The 15205-nt window shown below is 64.7% G+C and carries 13 protein-coding genes and 2 tRNA genes; 9 read left to right on the plus strand and 6 right to left on the minus strand.

The features are described from left to right. Positions 1 to 53: 53 nt before the first annotated feature. The 5 genes from M2332_RS15675 to aroA form a co-directional block, all read right to left on the minus strand. A tRNA-Leu gene (locus tag M2332_RS15675) sits at positions 54 to 140 on the minus strand. Between the two features lie 165 nt (positions 141 to 305). Beyond that, positions 306 to 590: an integration host factor subunit beta gene (locus tag M2332_RS15680; protein ID WP_181559138.1), complete on the minus strand. Its 285-nt coding sequence runs from the start codon at positions 588 to 590 to the stop codon at positions 306 to 308. Positions 591 to 803: 213 nt separating this feature from the next. Beyond that, positions 804 to 2504 carry a 30S ribosomal protein S1 gene (gene rpsA, locus M2332_RS15685; protein ID WP_181559139.1) on the minus strand — a complete coding sequence of 567 codons (1701 nt, stop codon included), beginning with the start codon at positions 2502 to 2504 and terminating at the stop codon, positions 804 to 806. A gap of 176 nt (positions 2505 to 2680) precedes the next feature. Next, on the minus strand, positions 2681 to 3310 hold the full coding sequence (locus M2332_RS15690) for a (d)CMP kinase (protein ID WP_264569813.1): 630 nt from the start codon (positions 3308 to 3310) through the stop codon (positions 2681 to 2683). Beyond that, positions 3307 to 4647, minus strand: coding sequence for a 3-phosphoshikimate 1-carboxyvinyltransferase (gene aroA, locus M2332_RS15695; protein ID WP_264574781.1), 1341 nt, complete (start codon positions 4645 to 4647; stop codon positions 3307 to 3309). Before aroA ends, M2332_RS15690 begins: the two co-directional genes overlap by 4 nt. A 172-nt stretch (positions 4648 to 4819) precedes the next feature. Between aroA and M2332_RS15700 the strand changes: the two genes are divergently transcribed. The 9 genes from M2332_RS15700 to M2332_RS15740 all read left to right on the plus strand — a co-directional run bounded on the left by M2332_RS15700 (position 4820) and on the right by M2332_RS15740 (position 12805). Further along, the gene (locus M2332_RS15700; RefSeq protein ID WP_181559142.1) at positions 4820 to 5149 is read left to right on the plus strand and encodes a TIGR02300 family protein; all 330 of its coding nucleotides are present in this window, start codon (positions 4820 to 4822) and stop codon (positions 5147 to 5149) included. Positions 5150 to 5259: 110 nt separating this feature from the next. Beyond that, positions 5260 to 5335 (plus strand) — tRNA-Ala (locus M2332_RS15705). A 315-nt stretch (positions 5336 to 5650) separates the two neighbouring features. Further along, on the plus strand, positions 5651 to 6853 hold the full coding sequence (locus M2332_RS15710) for an aromatic ring-hydroxylating oxygenase subunit alpha (RefSeq protein ID WP_264574782.1): 1203 nt from the start codon (positions 5651 to 5653) through the stop codon (positions 6851 to 6853). 141 nt (positions 6854 to 6994) lie between these two features. Continuing rightward, entirely contained in the window at positions 6995 to 7483 is a 489-nt protein-coding gene (locus M2332_RS15715; protein WP_264574985.1) for a VOC family protein, read from the plus strand. Between the two features lie 200 nt (positions 7484 to 7683). Continuing rightward, entirely contained in the window at positions 7684 to 8466 is a 783-nt protein-coding gene (gene ygiD / locus M2332_RS15720; RefSeq protein ID WP_264569825.1) for a 4,5-DOPA dioxygenase extradiol, read from the plus strand. Positions 8467 to 8506: 40 nt separating this feature from the next. After that, positions 8507 to 9598, plus strand: a complete 1092-nt coding sequence (locus M2332_RS15725; protein WP_181559146.1) for an acetamidase/formamidase family protein — start codon at positions 8507 to 8509, stop codon at positions 9596 to 9598. Further along, positions 9579 to 10598 carry a helix-turn-helix domain-containing protein gene (locus tag M2332_RS15730; protein WP_184117300.1) on the plus strand — a complete coding sequence of 340 codons (1020 nt, stop codon included), beginning with the start codon at positions 9579 to 9581 and terminating at the stop codon, positions 10596 to 10598. The genes M2332_RS15725 and M2332_RS15730 overlap by 20 nt, the downstream gene beginning before the upstream one ends. 78 nt (positions 10599 to 10676) lie before the next feature. Next, positions 10677 to 11489, plus strand: coding sequence for a TauD/TfdA dioxygenase family protein (locus M2332_RS15735; protein ID WP_264574783.1), 813 nt, complete (start codon positions 10677 to 10679; stop codon positions 11487 to 11489). Then, positions 11489 to 12805 (plus strand): serine hydrolase domain-containing protein, encoded by a 1317-nt coding sequence (locus M2332_RS15740; RefSeq protein WP_264574784.1) that lies wholly within the window; start codon positions 11489 to 11491, stop codon positions 12803 to 12805. Before M2332_RS15735 ends, M2332_RS15740 begins: the two co-directional genes overlap by 1 nt. Here M2332_RS15740 and M2332_RS15745 read toward each other — a convergent pair. Beyond that, positions 12795 to 15140, minus strand: a complete 2346-nt coding sequence (locus tag M2332_RS15745) for an acetamidase/formamidase family protein (RefSeq protein ID WP_264574785.1) — start codon at positions 15138 to 15140, stop codon at positions 12795 to 12797. The genes M2332_RS15740 and M2332_RS15745 overlap by 11 nt on opposite strands. Between the last annotated feature and the right edge of the window lie 65 nt (positions 15141 to 15205).

Consider the following 15205-nt stretch of genomic DNA (forward strand, 5'->3'; position numbering starts at 1 on the left):
CGCGATTCGTCCAACCATGGCTGAGCTTGAATGGGGCGCCATCGCATTCGCTATGGTGCGGACGGCGGGACTTGAACCCGCACTCTCAGATGAGAAGCAGATTTTAAGTCTGCTGCGTCTACCGATTTCGCCACGTCCGCAAGCACATGGGGATGCGCGAACGCCCATGCCATGCACGGCAGGACGGTTCCAGCCCTTATCAAGCGCCGGGTGAAGGACATGCCGTGCGCAGAACGCCCGCAACCCGGCCGATGCGCTGCCGCATGGCCGGGCTGCCGGATTGTCAAAGGCTCAGGTGAGGGTGCTCAGTCGCCGGCATTCAGGCGAATGCGCATTTCCTTACCGGGCTTGAAGTGCGGCACGCGCTTGGGCGGCACCACCACCGAATCGCCGGTGCGGGGATTGCGCCCCGTGCGGCCGTCTCGGGCGCGGGTGGTGAAAGCACCGAATCCGCGCAGTTCTACCCGGCCCCCTTCGGCCAGGCGCGCAGTGATCGAGTCGAAAACGATATCCACGATGCGATCGACTTCCTGCCCGCTGAGGTCAGGATGAAGAAGCGCAAGCTTTTGAACGAGCTGAGAACGAATCATCTCTGCTACTTTCCGAAAAGGCCGAAGCCGTCCCCCATAATCCGGAAGTGCCCCGAGTCCCCCTTCGTTGCGTTTTCCGTGACTCGCGCGATGCGCCAACATCAGCGTGCAATCAAGAAAAATCCCCGCAGAACGCCGCAAACGGAGTGGGCCGGCCGATTGCTCGACCGGCCCACTGCCGCAATTATTAGAGGGTGGGAAAAGCCCCGGCGATCAATTCTTCGCCTTGAGCGCCTCGCCCAGAATGTCGCCCAGCGACGCGCCGCTGTCGGACGAACCGTACTGCGCGACAGCCTGCTTCTCTTCGGCGATCTGGAGCGCCTTGACCGAGAAGTTCGGCTTCTTGGAACGGTCGAAACCGATCACCAGCGCGTCGAACTTCTGGCCGACCTGGAAGCGCTCGGGGCGCTGCTCGTCGCGGTCGCGGCCAAGGTCGCTGCGCTTGATGAAGCCGGTGACGCCGTCGTCGCCAGCCTGAACCTCCAGGCCGCCGTCGCGGACTTCCAGAACGGTCACGGTCACGGTCTCGTTCTTGTTGAGGCCGGTGCCACGCACCGCGCCAGCTGCCGGCGCGCCCTTTTCGAGCTGCTTCATGCCGAGGCTGATGCGCTCCTTCTCGACGTCCACGTCAAGCACGATGGCCTGAACGGTCTCGCCCTTGCGGTGCAGATTGAGCGCGTCCTCGCCGGAGATGCCCCACGCGATGTCGGACATGTGGACCATGCCGTCGACGTCGCCGTCCAGGCCGATGAACAGGCCGAACTCGGTGGCGTTCTTGACTTCGCCCTCGACCTGGCTGCCGACCGGGTGACGCTCGGCAAAGCTCTCCCAGGGGTTGGACTGGGCCTGCTTGAGGCCAAGGCTGATGCGACGCTTCTCGGCATCAACCTCGAGCACCAGAACTTCCACTTCCTGGCTCGTCGAAACGATCTTGCCGGGGTGGACGTTCTTCTTGGTCCAGGACATTTCCGAAACGTGGACCAGACCCTCGATGCCGGGCTCCAGCTCGACGAACGCACCATATTCGGTGATGTTCGTGACGCGGCCGGAGAGCTTGGCGCCGATCGGGTACTTGGCCGATGCGCCTTCCCACGGATCGCTCTCGAGCTGCTTCATGCCGAGGCTGATGCGCTGCGTGTCGCGGTTGATGCGGATGATCTGCACCTTCACCGTGTCGCCGATGTTGATCATCTCGCTCGGGTGGTTGATCCGCTTGTAGCTCAGGTCCGTGACGTGCAGCAGGCCGTCGATGCCGCCCAGATCAACGAACGCACCGTAATCGGTGATGTTCTTGACCACGCCCTCGATGATCTGGCCTTCGCTCAGCGTCTGGATGAGGCCGCTGCGCTGCTCGGCGCGGGTCTCTTCCAGGATCGCCCGACGCGACACGACGATGTTGCCACGACGACGATCCATCTTGAGGATCTGGAAGGGCTGCGGAATGTCCATGAGCGGGGTAACGTCGCGCACGGGGCGGATGTCGACCTGGCTGCCAGGCAGGAAGGCCACGGCGCCGTCGAGATCGACGGTGAAGCCGCCCTTGACGCGGCCGAAGATGACACCCTCAACGCGGGCGCTCTCGGCGAATTCGGATTCCAGCTTGTCCCACGCGGCTTCGCGGCGGGCGCGGTCGCGCGAGAGCATGGCCTCGCCATTGCTGTTCTCGACACGGTCGACATAGACTTCGACTTCGTCGCCAACCTTCAGATCGGCCTTCTGGCCGGGCATGGCGAACTCGCGCAGCGGCACGCGGCCTTCGCTCTTGAGGCCCACGTCGATGACGGCGAGGTCGTTTTCGATGCCGGTGACGGTGCCCTTGACCACGCGGCCTTCGAAGCCGCCGTCTGCACCACCAAGAGATTCATTGAGAAGCGCGGCAAAATCATCGCGCGTCGGGTTTGCCTGAGAGGCCATGTAAGAGTTCCTTCAAGTCGTTGCTGGCCAACCGGTTGTCTCCGGTGGTCTTTGGCCAAACTGCCCGAACGACCTCATGCCGGCCGGGCATTCACCAGGCGGCGCGAAGGCGATCACTCGTGCTTTGGGAAAAGCAAAAGGGCGCCTCGCAACGCGAAGCGCCTCATCCAAGCCGTCTAATGGCGACTCTTCAGGCGAGCGTCCACCAGCGCGATCGCATGCTGAACGGCGGCGTCTATACTCAAATTGCTGGTATCCAGCAAGTCCGCATCTTGGGCCTGCTTCAGGGGCGCATCGGCGCGCTGCATGTCCCGCGCGTCACGCTCGGCGAGGTCGGCGGAGAGAGCCTCCAGCGCGACGGGATGGCCATGGGCGGTGAGCTCCGCATGGCGGCGCTGCGCGCGCACCGCAAGGCTGGCGGTGACGAACAATTTGGCGTCGGCATCCGGCGCGATCACCGTGCCGATATCGCGCCCGTCGAGTACCGCGCCGCCCGGCTGTGCGGCGAAGGCACGCTGCCGCTCCAGCAGCGCCGCGCGCACCTGCGGGTGACGCGAGACGCGGCTGGCAAGGGGGCCGGCTTCCTCCGACCGCAGCGCCGGATCGGCGAGCAGGCTATCCGGAAAAGCGCAGGCCGCTGCGGCATCGGCCGGATTGTCGGCATCGCCGCCCTGCCGCGCGACCGTCACGCCGACGGCGCGATACAGCAGGCCCGTGTCGAGATGGGGCAGGCCATAATGCCGGGCCAGCGCCCGCGCGATCGTGCCTTTGCCGGACGCGGCGGGACCATCGACGGCAATGATCATGCCGCGCCCTTGAGCGTGGCCAGCATGTCGGTGAAGCCGGGGAAGCTCGTTGCGACCGGGCTCATATCGTCGATGATGAGGCCGCCGCGCGTGTGATGACCGGCGACCGCGAAGCTCATCGCAATGCGGTGATCGAGATCGGCGCCGATCGTCGGCGGTTCATTGCCCCCGTCCAGCGGCTCGCCACCGCGTCCGTGGATGATGAGGCCGTCGGGTGTCTCCTCCACTGACACGCCGAGACGGGCGAGGCCCTGCGCCATCAGGGCGAGTCGGTCCGATTCCTTTACGCGTAACTCGTCCAGCCCGGTGGTGCGGGTGGTGCCCTGTGCGCAGGCTGCCGCGACGAAGAAGATCGGGAATTCGTCGATCATGCTCGGCGCGACCTCGGGTGGCACGTCGATGCCTGTGAGCGTGCTGTGGCGCGCGAGGATATCCGCGACCGGCTCGCCACCGACTTCGCGCTGGTTGGTCAGTGTTAGGTCCGCGCCCATCGCCTGCAGCATGGCGAACAGGCCGGTGCGGGTGGGGTTCATGCCGACATTGGTGACGGTGATGTCCGACCCCGGCGTGATCAGCGCCGCGACCACGGGGAAGGCGGCAGAGGAGGGGTCGCCCGGCACCACCAGCGTCTGTGGCTTGAGTTCGGCCTCACCGGTGAGCGAGATGATCCGCGTACCATCGGCCTGGGTCTCTACGGTCAGATCCACCCCAAAACCGCGCAGCATCCGCTCGCTATGGTCGCGTGTTGGCACCGGCTCGATGACGCGGGTGATCCCCGGCGTGTTGAGTCCGGCGAGCAGCACCGCCGATTTGACCTGCGCCGAGGCGACCGGAAGCCGGTACTCGATCGGCACGGCCGGCGTGATCCCCCGCATGGTGAGAGGCAGGCGACCGCCCGGCGCAGTCGTGAATTCGGCGCCCATCAGCCCGAGCGGCGTGGTCACGCGGCTCATCGGGCGCTTGCTGAGCGAGGCATCGCCGATGAAGGTGGCGGTGAGGTCATGGCTTGCCAGCAGGCCCATCAGCAGACGGGTCGAGGTGCCGCTATTGCCCATGTCGAGTGCGGTCGCGGGCTGCGTTAGGCTGCCGACGCCGACGCCATGAATGCGCCACACGCCATCCTCGCCGCGCGTGATCTGCGCGCCGAGCGCGCGCATCGCCGCCGCCGTCGCCAGCACGTCCTCGCCCTCCAGCAGGCCGGAGACGCGGCTTTCGCCCACCGCCAGCGCGGCCAGCATCAGGGATCGGTGGGAAATGCTCTTGTCGCCGGGCACGGTCACCGTGCCGCGCAGCGGAGCGCCAGGCTCGAAGAGCATGTTGCGCGCAATGTCAGTCATGAAAATCAGGTCCGAAAAATGGCCGTCGCTGCGCGGAGCAGGAGGGCGGGCAATAAAAATGGCGAACTGCTTTTGACAGTGCCCGCCCGCTATGGCAAGGCGCCCCACACTTCGCGGCAGGCCTGCCTGTCCGCGCACTTGGCTATTACTCTCTGGAAGGATGAGGCGGCACATGGTGAAGCCTGAATGGGGATCGAAGCGGACCTGCCCCAAATGCGCAACGCGCTTCTATGATCTGGGCAAGGATGAGCCCGTGACATGCATCGAATGCGGCAATGTCTGGACGCCCGAGCCTGTGCTCAAGTCCAAGCAGCCGCTGCCCTTCGAGGAAGCGCCGCAGAAGGTCGCGGCCGGTGCGGATACGGAAAGCACGGCAGACGATGATCTGGACATCGACATCGACGTCGATGAGGCCGAAGGCTCGCCCGACAACGACGTCGATCTCGGCGGCGATGACGATCTCGGCGTCGACGCCGGCGACGATAACGACGAAGAAAACTGAGCGCGCAGGAAAGATCGCGCGCCATAAAAAATGGACTTGCAGCGAGGCAGAGCCTGACCTAAAGGCAGCGCCTCGCCGCGACGGACCCACCCGTCGCCGCTGCAATGATCGGGGCCGTAGCTCAGCTGGGAGAGCGCTACACTGGCAGTGTAGAGGTCAGGGGTTCGATCCCCCTCGGCTCCACCATTTCCCCTTATCGCAGACATGTTAAGCGCTTCAGAGCGTGCCCCGTCGTGAATGCGCGGCGTCGGGCCAGCGCCGCGTCCGGAATGCACCCCAACCTCTCTTATTGACGGCGACCGGCCAACCCGCGCAGCTTCGCGCCACCCGGTCCACCCTGCCTCTCTCGACAAAAAGTTGGTCGCCCGGCGCAAAGCCAGTCGGGGCGGCGGTTGGTACACATCTTTTCAGCCTGGGGTGCTTCGCGCTGCATGGCGGTTCTGGCCGAGGGTCGGGACTGGACGCGCGGCGCGGCATGGACGCCAATTGCGAGGATGTGACATGACTCTTCTGACCGACAAGTTCTTCGACAGCTTTGCCTCCTCTGTGAAGCCCACGGAAGAGGCGGAGACGCTGCCGCCGGAGATCTACACGAGTCAGGAGTTCTACGAGTTCGAGAAGGACGCGCTGTTTTATCGCGAATGGCTCTGCGTCGGGCGGGACGAGTGGATCGCGGAAGTCGGGGATTTCTTCACGACCAGCCACGCCAATGAGCCGATCATCATTTCGCGCGGGCGGGACGGGGAGATCAAGGCCATGTCCGCCGTGTGCCAGCACCGCGCCATGCTGGTGGCGGAAGGCAAGGGCAACACGCGCGGTTTTACCTGCCCCTATCACCACTGGTCCTATGATCTGGACGGCAAGCTGGTCGGCGCGCCGGCGATGGGCCGCACCTGCAATTTCGACAAGGCGCAGTATAATCTGCCCAAGCTCAAGGTGGAGCTGTGGCACGGCTTCATCTTCGTCAATTTCGATTCCGAAGCGGAATCGCTGGCCTCGCGCATGGGGCCGATCGAACCGGTCGTGGCGAATTACGAGTTTGCCAGCCTGCGCGGCCCCGAGCCGCTGTCCCACGAATATCCGTGGAACTGGAAGGTCCAGTTCGAGAATAACAATGATGGCTATCATGCCAGCCGGCTCCATCAGGGGCTGCACGATTTCGTGCCGAGTTCGCTGGCGAGCTTCCCCGAAGTGCCGCGCGAGACGGCGGGCTATTATCGCCTCAACGGCTCCACGCACCCCAATGCGAGCTTCAACCCCACCGAGAAGGCGCTGCTGCCGGTCTTCCCCAAGCTGACCGAGGAGGAGCAGAGCCGGCTGCTGTTCGTGAACCTGCCGCCGACGCTGTCGCTGGTCGTGCTCAACGATGTGGTGATCTACCTCATCATGGATGCGCGCTCGCCGACCACGCACGGCCTGACCTTCGGCAGCCTCTATCATCCCAGCGCCTTCGAGGACCCGGAGTTCGAGGAAAAGCGCCGGATCAATGACGAGCATACGGCGGATATTGTCGCGCAGGACCTGCATGTCGATCTGCTGGTGCAGCAGGGGCTCTCGTCCCGCTTCGCCCCGCGCGGGCGCTACAGCTGGCAGGAAGATGCGCAGCGCCAGCTCAATGTGTGGCTGGTCGACCGCTACCAGCAGGAGTGGGACCGTCGTCGCGGCCCCTCGGCGCCGGTCACGCGGTTGCACGCAACCTCCTGATCTCTCCGGCGGCGGGGCAGGGCCTCGCCGCGACGGGCTGAGGCCCGAAATCAAAACATTGTTCGCAGGAGACACAGCTTCGCGTCCGCCGCGCTGCCTAACTGGCGCGGCGGCCGAAAGGCTTGTGTCCAGTCAGAGGTGATGATGACCAATTCGCTTATTTTTTTCGATATTCCCGCCGACGATCCCAATGCTGCCGGTGAATTCTACGCGCAGGTGTTCGGCTGGGAGAATGATCCCCGCCCGATGGGCGTCTATCACCGCATGGTGCCGGGCGGCTTCTTCAAGAAGAAGGACGGGACGGACAGCGAGATCGGCAATCTCCACATGGGCATCGCCAAGGTCGACAATATGCGCCCGCATCCCGACCCGGCAGGCGTCGCGCCGCGCCATATCGCCAGCGATGGCCGCAAGCCGCGCATCTGGGTGTTGATCAGCGACGATGATTCGGCGGATCGAATCCTGGTGACGGCGCAGGAACTGGGCGCAACGCTGCTGTGGCGCGACCATTATTGGGCCGAGTTCAACGGCTATAACCACTGCTTTGTCGACCCCTGGGGCAATGAGATCCTGCTGTGGGGCAAGGCGGGCGAAAATCCGCAGATTCCCGAGACGTTCACCAAGGAATGAGGGGTGCGCGCGGCCCGCTGGCGGGTTGGCGGAACAACATGTTGTGCGCCAATCTGCAAGACCGGGCCGCAACCCTTCCCATAGCCTCCAGTCATCCAATGCAACGGCCCGAGCGGCAAGCATGAGGCAAAAGCGACCATGAGCCTACAAGTTCAACCCTGTCTGTCCGCAAGGCGCGCCTGCGCAACAGGAGCCGCACAATGAGCCGCCTGCCGCTGATCTTCTTTGGTCATGGCAGCCCCATGGTAGCGCTCGAGCAGAGCAGCACCACGCAGGCCTGGCAGGGCATCGCACAGAGCATCGGCAAGCCCAAGGCGATCCTGTGCATCTCGGCGCACTGGCTGACACGCGGCACGGCCGTGACGGCGATGGCGCAGCCCCGCACCATCCATGATTTCGGCGCCTTCCCGCAGGCCCTGTTCGACATGCAATATCCGGCGCCCGGCGACCCCGCCCTGGCGCGGCGTGTGGCCGAACTGCTCGATCCCGTGCCGGTCCATATGGATGCCAATTGGGGCCTGGATCATGGCACCTGGACGGTGCTCGTCCACGCTTATCCCGAGGCCGATATTCCTGTCGTGCAGCTGGGCATGGACGTGAATGCCACGCCCGAGCAGCACTGGAAGATCGGCCAGATGCTCCGCCCACTGCGCGACGAGGGCGTGCTCATCATGGGCACCGGCAACATCGTCCACAATCTGCCGGCGATGGACTGGAACAACCCGGATGCCGAGCCCTATCCGTGGGCCGACCGGTTCAACAGCACGATGCTGGACGCCGTGGTCGCGGATCGCCCGCAGACGGTCATCGATTTCGCGGCGCTGGGCGACGATGCCCGCCTGTCGGTGCCGACGCCCGACCATTTCTGGCCGCTGCTCTATGTGCTGGGTGCGCGTCATCCGGGTGAGGAAGCGCAGCTGCACCCCAATTTCATCCATCACAAGTCGCTCGGCATGACGAGCATCCTCATCGGGGCTTCCTGAGCCTCCACAAACCCAACACTGACTGACGAGCAGGGGAATTATGGCGCTGATCTGCAATCATGGAATGCGACGGAGCGAAACGCAGCCCGGAGCGCTGCACTATTTGCGGGCGACGCCTGAGACCGTGCACTGGGGCTTCTTCTCACCGGAACTGAAACCAGCGCTGACCGTCAAGAGCGGCGATCTCATCCAGGCGCAGGCGGTGACGCACCACGCCGGCGATGATCCCGAGCTGATGTTCGACGAGCACATCCAGCGCATCTTTACCGAGGTCGATCCCAGCACGCGCGCACCGGGCTGTCACATCATGACCGGGCCGATCTATGTCGAGGGCGCAGAGCCCGGCGACATGCTGGAAGTGCGCTATTTCCAGATGACCCCGCGCTTCAATTACGGCTCCAACCTGCAGGCGAACTGGGGGCATCTCTACAAGGAGTTCGGCGAGACCGAGCGCGTGACGATCTACGAGCTGGACCCGAACGCCAACACTGCCACCGCGCTTTACGCCTATGATGTCGAGGGGGTTTACACGACGCCTGGCCGCATCACCAACTGCCCGCATTGCGACCGGCAACCGGCGCTGCCCGGCGTGACAATCCCCGCCCGCCCGCATCTCGGCACCGCCGGCGTCGCGCCTGCGGTCGATGCGCCGGTCAGCACCATTCCGCCGGGCCTGCATGGCGGCAATATCGATAACTGGCGGATCGGCGCCAATGCCCGAATGTATTATCCGGTGCAGGTCAAGGGCGGCCTGTTCTCCATCGGCGATCCGCATGTCAGCCAGGGCGATGGCGAGATCAGCGGCACGGCCATCGAAGCCTCGCTCGACGTGCTGTTCCAGATCATCCTGCGTAAGGATTTCAAGTTCCCATCGCCGCTGCTGGAAACGCCCAATCACTGGATCGTCCACGGCTTTGGCGATGATCTCGATGCAGCGATGAAGAATGCCGCCATGGACATGATCGAACTGCTCTCCGAACATCAGGGCCTGTCGCGGACGGACGCCTATTCGCTGATGAGTGTCGGTGCCGACTTCGGCGTGACGCAGGTCGTCGATGGCACGCAGGGCATTCATGTGCGGATCGACCGTGGCATGTTCCCGAACAAGGGCAGTGTCCGCGATCCCCGCTGATCCGGCCCGGCCGGGGGAGGCAGTCTCCAGTCCGGACGCCTGGTCCTTCGACGTCGCGTCGCTGCCGGCGGCGGAGCGCGCCCCGGCCTGGGCCGCCGCCATGCAGCGCCTGCAAATGCCGTTTCCCAATACGGCAGAGGCAGGCGGGTCGGTGCTCGCCATCACCTCGCCGATGGGCTTTGAATTCGCGGTGGTGACGGGCGGCGCCCTCACCATCGCGGGTCGCACGCCGGGGGCCGCGCCCGGCCTGTGGTTGGGTCTGCTCATCGATGGCGAAGCCTCGCTGGAGACGCATGAAGGCGTGATGCCGCTCACCGGCGACTGCCTCATCTACGGCGCGACGGGCGTGGACGCCGCGTTGCGGTTCAAGACGCAATTTCGCCAGTTCTTCGTTCGCATCCCCAGCGTTGCCATCGATGCGCGGATGCTGGCACCGCTGGCGCGGCGCATCGGAGTCATCCAGCCGGACAGTCTGGTGGCCCATGCGCTGCTGGCGCTGCTGCGCAGCGCCGCCGACTCGCTCTCGCAAGGGCGCGCCCGCGAATTCGCGCCGCTTGAGACGGCGCTGATCGAATTGCTCGTGCCGGTGATCGCCCATGCCGGCGGCGTGGAGGCCAAGGGCGGTGCCGCCGCGCACCGCGCTCGACAGTTCGAGCGGATCTGTCGCACGATCGAAACCAATCTGACCGACGCGGACCTCTCGGTGCAGTCCGTTGCGCGCAGCGAGGGCGTGTCGGTGCGCTATATCCAGCAGCTCTTCGCGCGCTCAGGGCAGACGGTGACCGGCTATGTGAAGGGGCGCCGCCTTGAGCGCGCGCGGGCCGATCTCGTCAATCCACTTCACGCGCAATTGAGCATTTCCGAGATCGCCTTCCGCTGGGGTTTCAACCAGTCGGCGCATTTCAGCCGGGCCTATCGCGAGCGCTTCGAGGAGGCGCCGCGCCAGACCCGCGCCAATGCGCGGCAGGCGCTGCCGGACAATCGAGCTTTCGCGGGCTGACAAGACGTGTGTGCGCCGCTGGCGCATGATCGCGCAGCCCACATGCCAAGGGTTACGTTCCAGTCGAGGTTGTTCGCCATGTCCTATGATGTTCTTGATATCCGCCCCGTCACCCGGCGGATCGGTGCCGAAGTGTTCGGGGTCGATCTGAACGCCCCGCTCGGCAACAAGGTCGTCAGCGAGCTGCATGACGCCCTGATGGAGCATCAGGTGCTGTTCTTCCGCGACCAGAATCTGGAGCACGACAATCACAAGCGCCTGGGCCGCTATTTCGGCGAGCTGGCGCTGCACAGCGGTGTGTCCGGCCTTGCCGAACATCCCGAGATCGTGGCGATCCATGCGGATGCGAACAGCAAGTTCATCGCCGGCGAGGACTGGCATTCGGACCTGAGCGAAGATGCCGAACCGCCCATGGGCAGCATCCTCTACATGCACACCGTGCCCCCCACGGGCGGCGATACGCTGTGGTCGAGCATGTATGCCGCCTATGATGCGCTGTCGCCGGCCATGCAGGCTTTTCTGGAACCTCTGACGGCGGTCCATGATTCCAACCACATCTATCGCGAGCTGTTCCCAGATGTGGACAAGGTCTACCCACGCAACACGCATCCTGTCGTCCGCACCCACCCGGTGACCAAGCGCAAATGCCTGTTCATCAGCAAGTCGAAGACGATCAAGATCAACGGTCTGTCCGAGGAGGAAGGCGATGCGGTGCTGCGCTTCCTCACCGAGCATGTGAAGAACCCGAATTTCCAGGTCCGCTTCCGCTGGCAGCCGCATTCGGTCGCCTTCTGGGACAATCGCTGCACGCAGCATTTCGCGACCTGGGATTATTTCCCGGAAACGCGCTCGGGCTATCGGGTGACGATCGCAGGCGACCGGCCGTACTGATGCGGGCCGCCGCCCGACTGGCGGCTGGTGCGCTGGCCTGTCTCTGGCTGACGGCCACGCCGCTCGCGGCCAAGGCCGGTGCTACAGCGGAGGCCGTCGCGCCGGCCGATGCACTGTCCGCCCTGCGTGCGGGGCTGCAGGCCATGGTCGAGGCGCGAGAGCTGCCCAATGCGCAGGCCGTGATCGTCAAGGACGGGCGGGAGCGGCTTCGCGTTTCGACCGGTAAGCTTGACCTCGAAGCCGACCGCGCACTGCCCGCCGACGCGATCTTCCGGCTCTATTCGATGACCAAGCCGATTACGAGCGTCGCGGTGATGATGTTGGTGGAAGAAGGCAAGATCGCCATTGATGCGCCGCTCAGCCGCTACATGCCGGAATTCGCCGATCTGCGGGTCTATAAGAGCGGCAGCCTCGATGCGATGGTGACCGAGCCGCTGAACCGCCCAGTGACCATCGGCGATCTGCTCACCCATAGCAGCGGAGTAACTTACAATTTCACCGGCAACGGCCCTGTGCAGCAATATTATCGCCGCCATGGCGTGATGCGCGCTGGCGGGGTCGGGCAGAATGCCGACGATGCGCCGCCAGCCAGAACGATGGACGAGCTGATCGGGCGCCTCGCCAAGGCCCCGCTGCTGCATCAGCCCGGCGCGCGCTTCTCTTATGGCAACTCCACCGGCATTCTCGGCGCGCTGATCGAGCGGGTGACGGGGCAGGGCCTCGATGCGTTCTTGCAAGCCCGCATTTTCGATCCGCTCGACATGACCGACACGCGCTTCGTGATGGACGATGCGCGCGCCACACGGCTCGTCACCAATTATGCGGCGGTGGACGGCGGCCTGCAGGCTATCGAGCCGGCGGCGACGTCCGAATATCGCGACCCCGCCCGGCCGTTCGACGGCGGCGGCGCGCTGGCCGGCACACTGCATGATTATCTGAACTTCGCGCAGATGCTGGCCAATCGGGGGACGTGGCAGGGCAAGCGCCTCTTTCGGCCCGAGACGGTGGACCAGATGTTCCAGCCCCGGCTGGAGACCGGCGGGCAGCCGCACGAGAATGTCCTGTTCGGCTATGGCCTGGGCCTCGGCGATGCGGTCAGCGAGCAGCGCGGCGGGATGCCGGCCGGTGCCGGTGGCTGGTCGGGGTCTGCCAACAGCTATTTCTTCGTCCATCCCGGCCGAAATCTGGTCGCCATCGTGATGACCAATGTGCTGGTCGGCCCCGCTTTCGTGGATCGCACGATCAGATTGCGGGGCCTCGTCGATCAGGCAGCGCAGGCCGTGCTTGCCGAGCAGGAGCCAGCGATCAGGCGGTAAACAGTTCCTTGCGAATGATCGCGTGGACGCCCCAATTGCCGTTGGCGACCTGTGAGATGCCGAAATCCACCCCGACCGAGAGAAGCGAGATGGTTTCGTCTTCCGAGAGATCCTTGGTGGTCATCAGGAAGCGCCGCGCCTTGCGGAACGCGTCGCGCATGGCGGCATCGATGGATGCGCGCTTGTAGACTTCACTCTGCGCGTCCTCGCCCAGTTCCTTCAGATAATCCGGGTGACTGAAACCCATGATGACCCATTCGGTCTCGGTTTCGATCATGGGGTAATCGAGGTCGCGCAGCTTGCCGGTCAGCTCGCCGGCGGGGTGGCGGATCACCTGAATGAGCGCGGTCATCGAGCATTCGATGGCGGTGCCGCATAGTTCGGAATCGCCCTGCGAGGCGTGCGGGTCGCCGAGCGAAAGCAGTCCGCCCGAGACCTGCACAGGCAGGAACACGCTCGATCCGGGGCCGGTCCGCCAATTATCCATATTGCCGCCAAAGGCGCTGGGCGGAATGGTATCGACCGGCTCGGTATGGGCCGGCGCCAGCGCGATGACGCCGAAATGCGGGCGGATCGGGATTTCGACATTCTGGAGGATGTCATAATTGCGCTCGATCGTCTCAGGATCGACCGGGACGCCCGGATAATCATAGCGCTCATGGACGGTGCCTGAGGGGTCGGTCTGCGGTGTCCAATGATAGGAATAGACCGCGTGAGCCGTGGGCCGCCGTTCGCCGCCGGATTCAACCTCGTAGATGGTGATCACTTCGCGGTTCTTCGGCTCGGTGAGCAGATCGTTATAATGGAAGCCCCAGAAGGTTGCGGCATTGCTGCCGAAGGACTTACCCTGAAAGCGGGGATTGCCGCTGCGGCGCGGATCCAGGCTGAGGATGCGCACCTCAATGATGTCGCCCGGCTCCGCGCCCTGAATGGCGATCGGCCCGGTGCAGATGTGCACGCCAAAGCCCTCGCCTGGGCCGCGCCCGAACTCGCTGGCACTCATCGGACCGGCGCCGCGGCGCTCGATCGCCCGGCCCGTCTCGTCCCAGCGATAGACGCTCTCCGCGCCATGATCGCCCTCGACCATGCGTTCGGGATCGTCATTGGCGTGGTGGGTCAGCGTCTCCACCGTCACGAAGTCGCCCGAGCGCACCATCAGCGCCGGTTTGATCGCCGAGCTGAAATAGCCCCAATGGACCGTGCGCGGGCTGACCGGCAGATGATGATGCCGCACCGTGCCTTCATCGCCAATCGCCGGGATGACGTTGGCCTCGGCGCCGTCCGAATCCACCTCGCCGATCTCCAACTCCTCGACCGGCGCGACGGCGGCTTCGTCGCTGACCGCTCGCTTGGCGGTGGAACGGCCGCGCCGCAGGGTGTCGGGGCCGTGGTCGGCCTCGTCCACGGCCGGCATCTTGCGATAGTCGCGCGGGGAAATGCCATATTGCTCGCGGAAGGCGCGGCTGAACGAGGCGGAATCGTTGAAGCCCCACTGGAACAGAATGTCCGAGATCGATTTCTGCACGTGGAGCGGGCTGCGCAGGTCGAGCCGGCAGCGCTCCAGCCGCCGCACCTTCACATAATGGCCAAAGCTGTCGTCGATCGATTCAAAAAGCTTCTGCAGATAGCGCGGGGAAATGCCATGTTCGGCCGCAACCTGCTGGTAATTCAGATTGGGGTCCGAGAGGCGCATCTCGATGGTCTGGAAGATCCGCTCCAGCAGCGCGGCGCGCATGCCCGCCGCGCCGCCGAGCGCGCGGGCGGGCGCATCGTTGAGCAGGCTGGCCAGCAGAAACTCGGGTAGGGCCAGTTCCACCGGGCGCAGTTCCTCGTCCGTCACGTCGTTGCCCATGTCCGCCAGCGAGCGCAGCACGGTCGAGAGCAGGCGGGCAGGGCCGCTGTCGGCGGAAAGGTGCCGGGGCTTTTCGGGTAGCAAGGCCTTGAGGCGCTGATCGAGCGCGCGCGGCGGAATTTTGAGCAACAGCACGCGGTGATCGCCGGTGAACTGCAGCGACATCGGCATTTCGCTGCGCGCGCAGACCATGTGGCCATCATCGAGGGTGAAGCTGGTGGTGGCGTTGCGCGCCACGCTTGGCGCATCGAGCGTCACGGCCAGCCAGAAGCAGCCCGGCTCATCGCGAAAATCAACGGTATATTCCTGAGCGGTCGCCAGCAGGCGCACAAACACGATGCCGTTGCTGCTGGTGAACTGGATAAGCTCGCCGTAGAGCGTAGCCTCGTCGGCCGCTTCCAGCGTGATCGAAACGCGCTTGAGCGCAAAGCTCCATGCGCTGAGTCGCTGCTCCTTGGGGTAGGCATTTGTAGTCGAGCGCAACGGCGGTTCTCTATGTTTTGGTGCGCCTCTCCCGGGTCTTTATGCCCGCCAAGATGCGCGCCTGA

The organism is Sphingobium sp. B11D3A, assembly GCF_025961695.1.
Classification (GTDB): domain Bacteria; phylum Pseudomonadota; class Alphaproteobacteria; order Sphingomonadales; family Sphingomonadaceae; genus Sphingobium.